The organism is Streptomyces sp. NPDC096046, from assembly GCF_040303285.1.
Lineage (GTDB): Bacteria > Actinomycetota > Actinomycetes > Streptomycetales > Streptomycetaceae > Streptomyces.
Genome location: NZ_JBEOSZ010000067.1, coordinates 1 through 12,381, shown reverse-complemented (window position 1 = coordinate 12,381; position 12,381 = coordinate 1). Strand labels below are relative to the sequence as shown.

11 protein-coding genes and 1 pseudogene are annotated in these 12,381 nt (G+C 67.9%); 6 read left to right on the top strand and 6 right to left on the bottom strand.

What is annotated here, in order from left to right:
* Nucleotides 1-7: 7 nt before the first annotated feature.
* The 3 genes from ABTX62_RS34770 to ABTX62_RS34760 all read right to left on the bottom strand — a co-directional run bounded on the left by ABTX62_RS34770 (nucleotide 8) and on the right by ABTX62_RS34760 (nucleotide 1,763).
* Nucleotides 8-721 (bottom strand): class I SAM-dependent methyltransferase, encoded by a 714-nt coding sequence (locus ABTX62_RS34770; RefSeq protein WP_352119924.1) that lies wholly within the window; start codon nucleotides 719-721, stop codon nucleotides 8-10.
* Between the two features lie 150 nt (nucleotides 722-871).
* Nucleotides 872-1,549, bottom strand: coding sequence for a response regulator (locus tag ABTX62_RS34765; protein ID WP_352119923.1), 678 nt, complete (start codon nucleotides 1,547-1,549; stop codon nucleotides 872-874).
* Between the two features lie 46 nt (nucleotides 1,550-1,595).
* Complete coding sequence (locus ABTX62_RS34760; RefSeq protein WP_352119922.1) at nucleotides 1,596-1,763, bottom strand: hypothetical protein; 168 nt, start codon at nucleotides 1,761-1,763, stop codon at nucleotides 1,596-1,598.
* Between the two features lie 302 nt (nucleotides 1,764-2,065).
* Here ABTX62_RS34760 and ABTX62_RS34755 point away from each other — a divergent pair, with 302 nt between their 5' ends.
* Entirely contained in the window at nucleotides 2,066-2,416 is a 351-nt protein-coding gene (locus tag ABTX62_RS34755; RefSeq protein ID WP_352119921.1) for a transposase, read from the top strand.
* 666 nt (nucleotides 2,417-3,082) lie between these two features.
* On the opposite strand, the gene ABTX62_RS34750 is transcribed toward ABTX62_RS34755, so the two are convergent.
* Complete coding sequence (locus ABTX62_RS34750; protein WP_352119920.1) at nucleotides 3,083-4,240, bottom strand: lactonase family protein; 1,158 nt, start codon at nucleotides 4,238-4,240, stop codon at nucleotides 3,083-3,085.
* A gap of 466 nt (nucleotides 4,241-4,706) precedes the next feature.
* Nucleotides 4,707-5,336, bottom strand: a complete 630-nt coding sequence (locus ABTX62_RS34745) for a hypothetical protein (protein ID WP_352119919.1) — start codon at nucleotides 5,334-5,336, stop codon at nucleotides 4,707-4,709.
* A gap of 130 nt (nucleotides 5,337-5,466) precedes the next feature.
* Here ABTX62_RS34745 and ABTX62_RS34740 point away from each other — a divergent pair, with 130 nt between their 5' ends.
* The 5 genes and pseudogenes from ABTX62_RS34740 to ABTX62_RS34720 form a co-directional block, all read left to right on the top strand.
* Complete coding sequence (locus ABTX62_RS34740; protein WP_352119918.1) at nucleotides 5,467-5,625, top strand: hypothetical protein; 159 nt, start codon at nucleotides 5,467-5,469, stop codon at nucleotides 5,623-5,625.
* A gap of 246 nt (nucleotides 5,626-5,871) precedes the next feature.
* Nucleotides 5,872-6,764 (top strand): IS5 family transposase gene (locus ABTX62_RS34735; protein WP_502998068.1). Its coding sequence is split into 2 segments (ribosomal slippage): nucleotides 5,872-6,283 and nucleotides 6,283-6,764, totalling 894 coding nucleotides; the frame shifts between segments, so codons are not numbered across the junction.
* A gap of 373 nt (nucleotides 6,765-7,137) precedes the next feature.
* Nucleotides 7,138-8,562, top strand: a complete 1,425-nt coding sequence (locus ABTX62_RS34730; RefSeq protein ID WP_352119938.1) for a family 43 glycosylhydrolase — start codon at nucleotides 7,138-7,140, stop codon at nucleotides 8,560-8,562.
* A 379-nt stretch (nucleotides 8,563-8,941) separates the two neighbouring features.
* Nucleotides 8,942-10,324, top strand: coding sequence for a glycoside hydrolase family 43 protein (locus ABTX62_RS34725; protein ID WP_352119916.1), 1,383 nt, complete (start codon nucleotides 8,942-8,944; stop codon nucleotides 10,322-10,324).
* A 74-nt stretch (nucleotides 10,325-10,398) separates the two neighbouring features.
* A pseudogene (locus ABTX62_RS34720) lies at nucleotides 10,399-10,895 on the top strand (transposase); the annotation flags it as partial.
* 2 nt (nucleotides 10,896-10,897) lie between these two features.
* Here ABTX62_RS34720 and ABTX62_RS34715 read toward each other — a convergent pair.
* Nucleotides 10,898-11,854, bottom strand: coding sequence for a transposase (locus ABTX62_RS34715; RefSeq protein ID WP_352119915.1), 957 nt, complete (start codon nucleotides 11,852-11,854; stop codon nucleotides 10,898-10,900).
* Nucleotides 11,855-12,381 lie beyond the last annotated feature (527 nt).

The window sequence follows — 12,381 nt, the reverse complement described above, 5'->3', positions numbered from 1 at the left end:
TCACGGGTCAGCGCAGCGTGAAGAAGATCATCGGATTGTCTCGGCTCTCGCGGACGGGGTGGCCGAGGCTGAGAGACCGCTTGACGTCCGCCAGCCGGACGTGGGTCTCGGGCGCGTGGGCCCGGGAGGCGGTGAAGTAGGGGTTCTCCCGCTCGGCCAGCCAGCGCAGCACCACCGCTCCCTCGGTGAACGGCAATGACCTGCGGCCGTGGAAGACGTCGTGGACGGACACCGGTATGCCGGGCCGCATGCGCGGGAACAGGTGCCGGATGTACCAGCGGGCGAAGCTCGCCGAGTGGGCCGCGTCGATGAAGAGGTAGTCCGCGGTGTCGGGGATCTTCTCCAGGTTCTCCTGCGCCGACCCCTGGGTGAACGTCCAGCGGCCTGCCGAGAGTTGGCTCGGCACCTCCCGCACGACGTGGTCGACGACGTCGTACGAGTACAGGTGGCCGGTGCCGTTGTCGCTCAGGGCACGCAGGATCCAGGTGGTGGACCAGCCATGAAAGGTACCGATTTCCACGACCGTCTCCGGGAGGGCCTCGCGCAACAGCAGGTAGGTGATCTCCGCCTCGATGTCGTCGAGTTGGGCCTTCATCGAGTGGGGCGGCGCGAGCAGCGCGCGCTGCCGCTCGCGGGCCCGGGCCAGGTCGTCGGCGTACGTGCGGTAGAGGCGGATGACGTGGTCGACGTCGATGGGCTGATGATCGTTGGGCTGGTACATGCGTCACGCTCCTACGAAACCGGTCCTTGATCGGGGCGCCGTGACGATAGGGCGCGGATACGGGGCCGCACGTCACACCCGGGTGCCAAATCGGATGTCACACCTGGGTATGACGTGGCAGCAGGTCCCGGGCAGAGGACGACCGGGCGGTCAGGGTGCTCCGGGCACCATGAGTCCGGACTCGTAGGCAAAGACCACGAGTTGGGCTCGGTCGCGGGCGCCGAGCTTGGCGAGCAGGCGGGTCATGTGGGTCTTGACGGTCTGCTCGGCCACCACGAGCCGCGCGGCGACCTCGGCGTTGGACAGGCCCCGCGCCACGAGCAGCAGGACCTCCACCTCCCGGGGTGTGAGGCCGTTCAGCCGCAGACGGCTGGCCCGGTGCGTGCCGGGGCGGCGCCGTGGCATCTCCTCTATGAGGCGGCGGGTTATGGACGGCGCGAGCAGCGCCTCACCGGCGGCGATCACCCGTACCGCCTGCACGAGCTCGGCGATCGGGGCGCCCCTGAGCACAAAGCCGCTCACACCGATGTGCAGTGCCTCATAGACGTAGTCGTCGATGTCAAAAGTGGTCAGCATGAGCACCTTGGGCCGGTGCACCACGCCGCGCGGCGGATCCAGCAGCCGCCGCGCGGCCTCCAGCCCGTTCATCTCCGGCATGCGTACGTCCATCAGCACCACGTCGGGGTGCGTACTGCGGCTGACCTCGATGGCGAGCCGGCCGTTGGGGGCCTCTCCGACAACATCGATGTCGCTCTGCGCGGACAGCAGCGCGGAGAGCCCCGAACGCACCATGTCCTGATCGTCGACGACGACCACCCGAATTGTCATGTCGCCTTCTCCCATTCCATCACTGCGGCGAACCCGTTCGTCCCGGTCATCTGGTGGTGAGGCCCGCCGCCACGGCGAGCAACTGCGCCGAGATCAGTGCGGTCACCGCCAGCGCGGTGACCCGTGCCAAGTGCCCGTTCGTACGCCCGTCGCGAAGCGGCGCACCCGCTTCGTCGGCTCCGCTCCGGCTCCCGGCGTCTGCTGCCCTCGCCATGCCCGACCCCTCGCCTGCTCGCCTGTTTCGTTCCCCTCCGCGTTCCTGCGGGGGCGAACCCCACTCTCACGTCACGGCGGGGGCCACCACCTCGGCCGAACGGCCAGAACCCGTGGACCGGGACCGCCCTTGCCCTGGCCGAATGGTCGATGCGAGCTGCTGTCGACCGACTAGGGCCTGTGTGATGTCGTGATCAATCGGCTGCTTGCAAGAGATCTCCGACCCAGACCATGGGACCTGTCCCCGGGTGGTGGACACCTCTGAGCCCGGCCCCGGCAGGGGCCGGGTGGGAGGGATCTCTTATGGTGATGAAGGTCTACTCGCCCGAGTTCAAGGCGGACGCCGTCGCGCTGTACCTGTCGGACTCGAGCCACACCTTCGAGGGCATCGGCAAGGATCTGGGGATCAGCCGCGAGACGCTGCGCAACTGGGTACGAGCCGAACGGGCCCGCCGCGGCGGGGGCAGCATGACGAACACGAGCACGGAGAAGAACACGGTGGATTCCCCGCCGACGGCCGAAGAGCTTCAGGCCGAGAACGAGGCCCTGCGCCGGGAGCTGGCGACAGCGCGCAAGGAGATGCACAAGCTCGCTACCGAGCGTGACATTCTCCGCAAGGCCACGAAGTTTTTCGCACAAGAGATGACCTGGTGACCAACCGCTTCCAGTTCATCGAGGACCACCGAGTGGCTGTGACCAGCACTTTCGAAACGCACCCTAGGGCCCGGGGTGGCCTCGGTGCTGTTGGTGCGGTTGTGGTGCGAGACCGGCCCGCCAGTCTAGACAACAAAGAACCCCGGTCTCTGACGCGTAAATAGCAGCGGGTCAGGGTGGGTGTGGGCAGGACTGGGTGCCCGGTGGCCGTGGGCCGCCGGGTGTCCGGGCTCGGGTCGATCAGGCGGCGCCTTCCAGCGGGTTGAGGGTGACGGTGTAGCCGAGCTGGTTGAGTTGGGTGATGGCCCGGCGGGTGGCGCGTTCGGGGTCGCGCTCTCAGCTTGGGAAGCGACGGCGCTTGGGAAGCGACGGCGCTTGGGAAGCGACGGCGTTTGGGAAGCGACGGCGTTTGGGAAGCGACGGCGCTTGGGAAGCGACGGCGCTTGGGGTGGGCTCCACGTCTCTGACCTGCACAGTTGCCTTCCCGTTGGCTGATCGTCGGGGCCGGATCGCACCGCTGTCTACCGTGGTTGTCCGGTCTTATGGGCACGCTATGGGCACGGCGCCCCGAGGAGGGAGCCCAGGGCGCCTGTTTGGTCCCTGGTGACCGAGAGTGGCTCCGACCCGCAGGGCAGCAGAGTGTGGTCGTCGCGACTGCGCGGCGTGTCACACCGCGGCGATGCCTTCCATGCCCGACTCGTCGAAGGCAGGCAGCCCCTCAGCCGTGGTGACCTTCGTGAGAGCGCCGTCTGACTCGACGCGGAAGCCGTCCACGGTGCCGGAGACGGCGTTCTGGACGTAGACGAACTTCTCGTCCTCCGTCACCGCGAGGTCGATCACGCCCTGCGAGTTCGCGGAGGGCGGTGTGGCCACGCCGACGTCGTTGGTCAGGGAGAGCTTGCCCTGCTCGTCCATGCGGTAGCCGCTGACGGTGGAGTTACCGGTGTTGCCGCCGTAGAAGTAGTTGCCCGCGCGCTCCAGCCAGCACAGGACCTCCTGCCCGTTGGCGAGCGGCTCCTGAAGGACCTTCAGCGTGCCGTCGTGCTTCACCTTGTAGGTGGTGACCGTGGACTTCTCGGCCTCGGCGACCAGCATCCGCTTCCCGGTGCTGTCGAAGCTGATCGCGAACGGGACACCGCCCGCGGACTGGTTGACGACCGGTTCGTCGACGGCCGGGAGGCCGTTCTTCTTCAGCGGGAAGACCTCGACCGTGTTGGCCGCCTTGGTGGTGACCACCAGATTGCGGCCGTCCGGGGTGATCTCGACCTCGCCGGGTGAGGTGTCGAAGCGCGGTACGTCCTCGTTGTTCAGGCCCAGCGAGCGGTGGGAGCCCTGCAGCGGCTCGAGCCCCTTGCTGGTGATCTCGAAGCCTTGGACGGAGCCCTCACCGCCCGCGTTCATGACGTACGCGACCTTGCCGTGTACCGCGATGCTGGCCGGGAACTCCCCGCCGGAGTCAACGACTTGGCGCTCCTTCAGTTCCTGTCCCTCGACACGGAACGAGGTCACCGTGCCGCTGCCCGCGTTGACCGCCAGCAGCATCCCCGAGGCATCGTCGTAGACCAGCGAACCCTGGGAGGCGAGCGAGTCGGTGGGGGCGTCGACCTGGTCACCGCCCTTGCCGCCGGTCTCGTGGGTCCCCGCGGGTTCGAGCTTGCCGTCGTCGTCCCGCGCGAACACATGGATGGTGTTGCCGTCCAGCTCGTTGCCCTGGACGAAGACGGCGTGGTCGGCACCGGAGCTCCCGGAGTACTGACTGGCCGAGGCCAGGGACACGGCGACTGTCGCCGCCCCGGCGATGGCGAGGGCTCCGCCGCCGATCACGATGCGCCGCGTCCTGGACTTTCGCCGGTGAACGCGGCCCGCTCCGTCCTGGCGGCTCTGTCGATACTGATCCCCGTGACCGCTGTGCACGCTCATGTTCCGTCTCCTTCAGCTTCGTTGTCCATGGGCACCCGGATCCGTCATCCGTATCTGCGGACGGGACAAGAGTGACCAGTGGGTGGGGTGGGAGGAGAGGGAACGAGCTCCGCGTCAGACTCTCGTAAGCACTTGCTCTGCCCCGGGCGAAGGCTCGGCGCATGCGCTGGTCGGCAGTGTCAGCGGTCGGCACGTACATCCAGCACTTGTCGCAGCGTCGGCACATGAACCGGCGGGCCGTGGAGGCCGGTGCGGACTTCCCCCATTGCGCCGGGGCAGCGACGAGAGGCAGAGGCACGGCTACCTGCTGGGCCCGCCCGGTCGGGCCTGCGACGGCACACCGCACGGCACAGGGGTTTGCCGTTTGCCTTCAGCCCTCTGTCCGCGGCCGGCCCCGGCTGTGGGACCTGGTGGTCCAGGCGAGCAGGGCGAAGCCAAGGGCGAAGCCGCACATCGTCCAGACCCCGCGTGGCCAGAAGATGTGGCTGTCGACGAAGGACCAGCCGGCCACGAGCAGAATGGCTGTGCCCGGCAGGACGCGGGCGCCGTGCCGTGGCCACAGCGCTGCCGCAGCGGCCATGACCGCGCAGATCAGGGCGTAGGCGCCGACCTGTCCGAGGGACTCACCCACGTCGTAGAGCGGGCGTTTCAACGGCCCCGGGTTCGTGCCTGCGGCAGCGTGCTCGACCGTCGTTCCGGCCGCGATGCCGGCGACGGCGTCGAGCCCGGTGTAGAAGGCCGAGTAGACGAAGGCACCTGTCCAGGCCGCCACCGTGGCGGCGGCTTCGATGCCAGGCCGGGGACGGTGCCACAGCGGGACCAGGAGGCCGATGGTGAGCAGCGGAAAGAGGGGCAGCAGCAGGACGTGCAGGTCTGTCCAGTCCGCCGCCGTCGACTTCGACAGTCCGTGGGGGTGTGCAAGGCCCGCTGCGGCCAACGCCAGGGGCGCGGCGGTGACAAGGGCGATCCGTATGGAGGTCGTCATGAGAGAGGTCGTCACGCGGTGAGCGTAGGCGCGGGCCCCGACACCGGGCGGGTGCGTAAGGGTTTCGTAAGACAGCAGGGCAAGCGCATCGCACCCTGCCGCCCAGGCCGACGAACCCGCCGGAGCGTGGGAGGTACGCACGCTTGTGACTCAGATCGACATCGACGATGACGCCCTGGAGCGGGTCACGCTCTTTCCAAGGTCAGGACCAAGAAGGAGGCGGTCAATCGATGATGCCGACTGCTGTGCCATTGCCCGGCACGCGTCCGACCTGACCGAGCACAACATCCACGACATCGCCTGAGGTGCTTCCGTCGCCCCTCGTTCGGCCACCATCCGGGCGGCCGCCTCCAACAGCAGTGCACGTTCGCGGGCAACATCGGCCCGCCCGGCTGTGACGTCGTCCGGCGGGTCCACCGCGGTGTGCCTGTCACGCGTGTGCACACGCTCCCGTCCTCGATCCGCACTGGTACACAGGGACGGGGACGTGCCGCCGACGCGCTTGGACACGTGGACCGGGCTCTAGGGTGCGTTTCAGAAGTGGATCTTGATGTGTCAAGATCCACTTCGTGGGCGGCATGATCTGACGAATGCACAGTGGGCGAAGCTGGAGCCCTTGCTCCCGGTCGGCAAAAAGCCTGGGCGGCCACCGGTGCACACCAAGCGGCAGTTGATAGACGGTATACGCTGGCGCACCCGCGCCGGTGCTCCGTGGCGGGACGTGCCCGAGCGGTACGGCCCGTGGGAGACGGTGTACGGCCTGTTCCGACGCTGGCAGCGGGACGGCACCTGGCACCGCATCTTCGAGCAGCTGCAGGCCCAGGCCGACGCCGAGGGGCTGATCACCTGGGACGTCTCGGTGGACTCCACCATCGCCCGCGCCCACCAGCATGCGGCCGGTGCCCGCAAAAAGGGGATCTGCAGATCGAGCCGCCAGGTGGTGTGTTCACCGAGCCCGACGATCACGGGCTCGGACGTTCCCGGGGCGGGCTGACCACCAAGTTGCACCTGGCGGTCGAGCAGGCCCAGAAGCCGATGGCGCTGGTCGTCACGGCTGGACAGCGCGGTGACGCGCCGCAGTTCCAGGTGGTCCTGGGCCGTATCCGGGTGCCCCGGCTCGGTCAGGGCCGCCCACGCACCCGGCCGGACAAGGTGCGTGCCGACAAGGCGTACGGCTCCCGCGCGAACCGCGACTACCTGCGCAAGCGCGGCATCCGCTGCACGATCCCGGAGAAGCGCGACCAGATCGCCAACCGCAAGAAACGCGGTTCCCAGGGCGGCCGGCCGCCGAAGTTCGACAAGGACGACTACAAGCAGCGCCACACAGTGGAGTGCGGAATCAACCGCCTGAAACGGCACCGTGCGGTCGCCACGAGATACGACAAGCTCGCCGTCCGCTACGAAGCGACGGTGCTGGTCGCAGCTATCAACGAGTGGCTGTGACCAGCACTTTCAAAACGCACCCTAGTCCTCGAAGCCGCCGTTCGTGATCAATGCGCGCAGTCGGAGGACGGCTTCGGCTCCGTCGAGTCCCCAGCGAGCGCCGGTGATGTCGAGACGGTCGGCGATTACTGAGATTTTCGGGTTGTCATCGGGTAGTGACGGTTCTTGATCCCTGCGATATGCCGGTGGGATGCGTTATCCGGAGGGTGGGGGCCTGACCGCTGAGCGGGCAGGCGCAGAACTTACCTTCTGGTCGAGTTTGCGGACGATGTTCGATATCTCGGCAATGTGCGGGGAGGGGGGACCTCCGCCCCGCCAGCACCAGAGGGAGTCCTCCGTGAGACCTGAGTTAACCCGCCGGACGGTCCTCGGCATGATCGCCGGGTCGGCCGCCGCGACCATCACCGGTGTCTCGGCCGGTACCGCCCACGCCGCCGTGCCCGCCTCACCCGGCGTGACGTACACGAACACCATCGCCGAGCAGCGGGCCGACCCGCACATCTTCAAGCACACCGACGGTTTCTACTACTTCACCGCCACGGTGCCGGCGTACGACCGGATCGTGCTGCGCCGGGCCGCCACGATCCAGGGGCTCACGTCGGCCTCCGAGACGACCATCTGGACCAAGCACGCCACCGGTGAGATGGGCGGCTACATCTGGGCCCCGGAGATCCACTTCATCGACGGCAAGTGGTACATCTACTTCTCCGCCGGCGCCGCGAACGACAAATGGAGGATCCGGCCCTACGTCCTGGAGTGCGCGAACGCGAACCCGATCACGGGCACGTGGACGGAGAAGGGCCGCATCGCGCTGCCGCTGGACACCTTCTCCCTGGACCCGACCACCTTCGCCGTGAACGGCACCCGCTACCTCGCCTGGGCGCAGGACAACCCGCCCGTGTTCGGCCTCGGCACCAACATCTACATCGCCCAGATGTCCAACCCGTGGACCATCACCGGCACACCGGCGCTGCTCAGCCGGCCGACCGCCTCGTGGGAGAAGGCCGGCGCGACGGTCAATGAGGGCCCGGCCGTGCTCCAGCGCAACGGGAAGGTCTTCATGACCTTCTCGGCCAGCGCCACCGACGCCAACTACTGCATGGGCCTGCTGACCGCCTCAGCCTCGGACGACCTGCTCAGCGCCTCGTCATGGACCAAGAACGCCGGCCCGGTCTTCGTCACCAACGCTGCCACCAGCCAGTACGGCCCCGGGCACAACCAGTTCACGGTCTCTGAGGACGGCAAGTCGGACATCCTCGTCTACCACGACCGCAGCTACAGGGACATCAGCGGTGCCCCGCTGAACGACCCCAACCGCCGCACCCGCGTGCAGAAGATCTACTGGAAGGCCGACGGCACACCCGACTTCGGCATCCCGGTCGCCGACGGCCTCACCCCGATCCGGCTCTCCTCGTACAACTTCCCCGACCGGTTCATCCGGCACTGGGAGTACCGCGCCAAGATCGAGGCGAACGTCGCCCCGCTGGCCGACTCGCAGTTCCGCGTGGTCACCGGTCTCGCCGGCACCGGCACCGTCTCCCTGGAGTCGGCGAACTTCCCCGGCTACTTCCTGCGCCACAAGAACAACGAGGTGTGGGTGGAGAAGAACGACGGGACGTCGCTGTTCGCCGGTGACGCCTCCTTCACCACGCGGGCCGGCCTCGCGGACTCCGCCGGGGTCTCCTACGAGTCGTACAACCTCCCGGGCCGCTACATCCGCCACTACAACTACCTGCTGCTGGTCCAGGCCCTCAGCACGGCGACCGACCGGCCCGACGCCACCTTCTACACCCAGTGAGCCGAAGCCCCTCCCCCTCCGCGGCTGCGACCCACCGCACGGAGAAGTGGATCGCCTACCGCGCGGACAACACCGCGAACGCGGCGGCTGCGGCAACGGCCGCACCACCCGCGCCCACGGCAGAGCCGTCGTCCACAACGACGCATCCCTCCACCGGCGCGCCGATACCTCGCCGACTCCATCAACGGCGTCTCCTTCGAGCCGCTCACCTTCCCGGCCGCTGCTTACGCCACTTCAACAACCTGCTCCACATCCAGCCGGCCGGCACGACACTGCACCGGCAGCACGCCGCCCACTGCGCGACATAGCGGCGGAGCAGCGACCGAGCAGTCCCGCCTCGCCCCCGCCATCAGCGACCGCACCACATCCAGGAGCCATCATGACGTTGCCGGTCCCCAGTCGAAGAAGCGCGATGAAAGCGCTCCTCGCCCTCGGCGCGACCCCCGCGGTCCTCGCCTCCCCGCTGGCACCCCTGCTCAGCGGCACGGCACACGCGGCCGCCCCGCCCGCCGGCCAGACCTCGCGGTACACGATGACCGCGTTCACGTACTCCAGCGGGCGGGACATGTACGTGTACGACTCCGTGGACGCCACGGGCTTCAACCTCGTGAAGGGGCCCGCCTACACACCGCCGTCCGGACTGGTGCGCGACCCCAGCGTCTTCCGGCACACGGACGGCTTCTACTACGTCACCTACACCACCAGCTGGACGGGCAACACCATCGGCTTAGCCCGCAGCTCGGACCGGCAGAACTGGACCTTCCTCGGCAACATCACCATCAACTTCCCCGAGGTCGGGAACGCCTGGGCCCCGGAGTGGTTCATCGACCCGGACAACGGCAGCGTCAACATTCTGGTCTCCCTGCACCTGAACCCCGAGGCCAGGGGCGTCTTCAACCCGTACATCATCACGGCGACCAACAGCACCCTGACCTCGTGGAGCACCGCGACCCCGATGACCGGTGGCGTCAGGGGGGGTTACATCGACACCACCGTCGTGAAAATCGGCTCGACGTACCACGGGTTCCTGAAGAGCACCTCCACCAAATCCATCGACTTCGCCACCTCCAGCAGCCTGACCGGCCCCTGGACGATCACCAAGACCGGCAACTGGGCCGACCTCGACGGCGAGGGCCCGGTCCTGGTGCAGCTGGACAACGGCGGCTGGCGCATCTTCTTCGAGGACTACATGCGCCGCAAGTTCTACTACGTCGACAGCTACGACACCTTCAAGACCTGGACGACACCGGCCGAACTGCCCGGCCTGTCCGGCACCGTCAAACACCTCACGGTGGTCAAGGAGACCGTCACCGGAGGCGTGACCCTGCCGCTCAACACCACCCGCTCCTTCCCGTCGGTGAACATCCCCGACCGGTACATCCGCCACCGCAACTTCCTCGGCTACACCGACCCCGTGGACGCCTCCAGCACGATCCAGACCAAGCAGGACGCCACCCTCACCGTCGTCCCCGGCCTGGCCGACGCCAACTGCTACTCCTTCCGCACCGCGAGCGGCCTCTACCTGCGTCATTCAGCGTTCCGTGTCCGCGTCGCCGCCAACGACGGCACGGCCACCTTCGCCAAGGACGCCACGTTCAACGTCCGCCCGGGCACGGCAGCGGGCTCGGTCGCCCTGGAGTCGTACAACTTCCCGGGCCACTACGTCCGCCACCGGAACGGCGAGCTGTGGGTCGACCGCTACACGGCCACCGACCTGTTCCGCGCCGACCGGAGCTTCCAACCCGTCACGGCATGGTCCTGAGTACCGGGCGGTGCGACGCACCGGCGGGGACTGTAAAACGTTCGGTGTAACTCCCGATCATGGAAGATGCATCGATGACCAGCGACAAGTGACCGAGTCTGAACCCGTCGAGCCGTCTGAGGCGGCGCCGTCGAAGTCTGCGGACGACCGGCTGATTGACGAGCTGGTGGGCCGGGCTCAGGCCGAGGGCCTTCAGCTGACCGGCGAGGGCGGGCTGCTCCAGCAGCTGACCAAACGGCTCCTGGAGTCCGCTCTCGAGGGTGAGATCACCGACCATCTCGGCTATGACAAGCACGATCCCGCCGGGAAGAACGGCGGCAACTCACGGAACGGCACCCGCGCCAAGACCGTGCTGACCGATGTCGGCCCGGTCGAGATAGCAGTACCTCGCGACCGGGAAGGCAGCTTCGAGCCGAGGATCGTCAAGAAGCGGCAGAAGCGTCTGTCCGGCGTGGACGAGATGGTCATCTCGCTCGCGGCGAAGGGCCTGACGACCGGTGAGGTCCAGGACCACCTGGCCGAGGTCTATGGAGCCGAGGTGTCCCGGCAGACGATCTCCACGATCACCGACAGTCATAGTGATATCCGGGTCCCCGGTGGTCGTGACCCAATCACTGACTGACGTCCTGCTGGGCTGTCCTTGCTTTGATCTGTCCGACCGCCGGGGCCCGGTTCCCAGGGCTCCGGCCGGGCGGAGCATGACCTGATAGCGCCTCTGTGTGTCAAGCGGCTTGAGCGAGGTGGTTCAGTTGGTCTCGTTTCATGATCCGGTAGACCACGTTGGACAGGCGTCGCTTGAGGGCCCTGCGGGCCTCCGAGGGGCTCTTCCCCTCGGCGATCTTGCGGAGGTAGTAGTCCTGTCCGCCCGCCGTCGCGGATCTGGCAGACGGCGATGGTGTGCAGGACCGAGTTGAGCGCGCGGTTTCCGCCGGTGTTGAGGCGGTGGCGGACGTTGTTGCCGCTGGAGGCGTCCAGGGGTGCGCTGCCGGTGTAGCTGGCGAAGTGGTGCTCGGTGGGGAACAACCGGCTGATGTCCCCGATGTGGCCGAGGACCTTCGCGGCCAGCACGGTGCCCAGGCCCGGCAGAGTGGTCAGCGTGGTGCGGGTCGCAGCGACAGCCTCGCGCATCTCGGCTTCGTTGTCCTTGACCTGCCGGTCCAGTCTGCGCAGGTCGGCCAGCAGGTCACGGGCTATGTCCCGGCGGCAGTTGTCGGTGGCCGTGACCGGCCGGATGCCCTTCATCAAGGCGGCAGCCTTGTCGGCCGACAGGCCGGTGGGTGCTCCACCAGGCAGGAGATCGCGCAGGACGGCGTGCAGTCGGTTGAGGACGCGGGTGCGCTCGTGGACCAGGTCGTCCCTCCGCTCGGTCAGCAGCCGCAGGATCGTGGTCTGGTCTGCTGGGACTACAGGGCGCAGGTCATGGCGGAAGAGGGCGACCTGGGCGACGTGGAGGGCGTCCTTGGCATCGGTCTTGCGGTCTCCGCCGGTGGCGAGCAGCCGGGCCGGACACCAGCAGCAGGAGACCCGCATTGACACGGCCTGGTACAACCGGCACTCCGGACCGGCGGACGCGACGCACGCCACGTTCGAGGACTGTCTGCGCCACCTCGGGCACTGACCACCACTCCTAGGGTCAATGCCACTGTTTTAAGCCGTGGCCTTGGGTTTTCGCTTGGTCGGGGCGGTCTTGGACGCGGGAACGATCGTGACCGCCTCGGCTGGCGTGAGGGCGGGTTGGGGCCAGATGCGGTGGTGGGGGCGTTTGAGGCCCCAGTTGGATATCTTGCGCTTGACGACGCGGGGGAACGCGCGAAGTCTGCGGACCGGTAAGAGGCGTCTGACGATCTCGGCGAGGGTGCGGTCCCAGGCGGCGGCGAGGCGGTCAGGGGGAAAAAGCCGCCTGGGCGGGGACCTGGCGGCGCACGACACGGAGGGAGCGGGTGAAGGACAGCCGGTCGGGGCCGGTCCCGGCCTGGGCCGCAGCGTTGTGCATGACCTGGCGCACGGCGTGGTGGACGAGGAGGAAGCCGTAGACCTCCTGCTCGACGCCGTCGGGG

Bases quoted from the DNA above. Each gene is read 5' to 3' on its own strand.
- ABTX62_RS34765 (WP_352119923.1), bottom strand. From the start codon at position 1,549: ATGACAATTCGGGTGGTCGTCGTCGACGATCAGGACATGGTGCGTTCG.
- ABTX62_RS34770 (WP_352119924.1), bottom strand. From the start codon at position 721: ATGTACCAGCCCAACGATCATCAGCCCATCGACGTCGACCACGTCATC.
- ABTX62_RS34755 (WP_352119921.1), top strand. From the start codon at position 2,066: ATGGTGATGAAGGTCTACTCGCCCGAGTTCAAGGCGGACGCCGTCGCG.
- ABTX62_RS34730 (WP_352119938.1), top strand. From the start codon at position 7,138: ATGATCGCCGGGTCGGCCGCCGCGACCATCACCGGTGTCTCGGCCGGT.
- ABTX62_RS34715 (WP_352119915.1), bottom strand. From the start codon at position 11,854: ATGCGGGTCTCCTGCTGCTGGTGTCCGGCCCGGCTGCTCGCCACCGGC.
- ABTX62_RS34760 (WP_352119922.1), bottom strand. From the start codon at position 1,763: ATGGCGAGGGCAGCAGACGCCGGGAGCCGGAGCGGAGCCGACGAAGCG.
- ABTX62_RS34725 (WP_352119916.1), top strand. From the start codon at position 8,942: ATGACGTTGCCGGTCCCCAGTCGAAGAAGCGCGATGAAAGCGCTCCTC.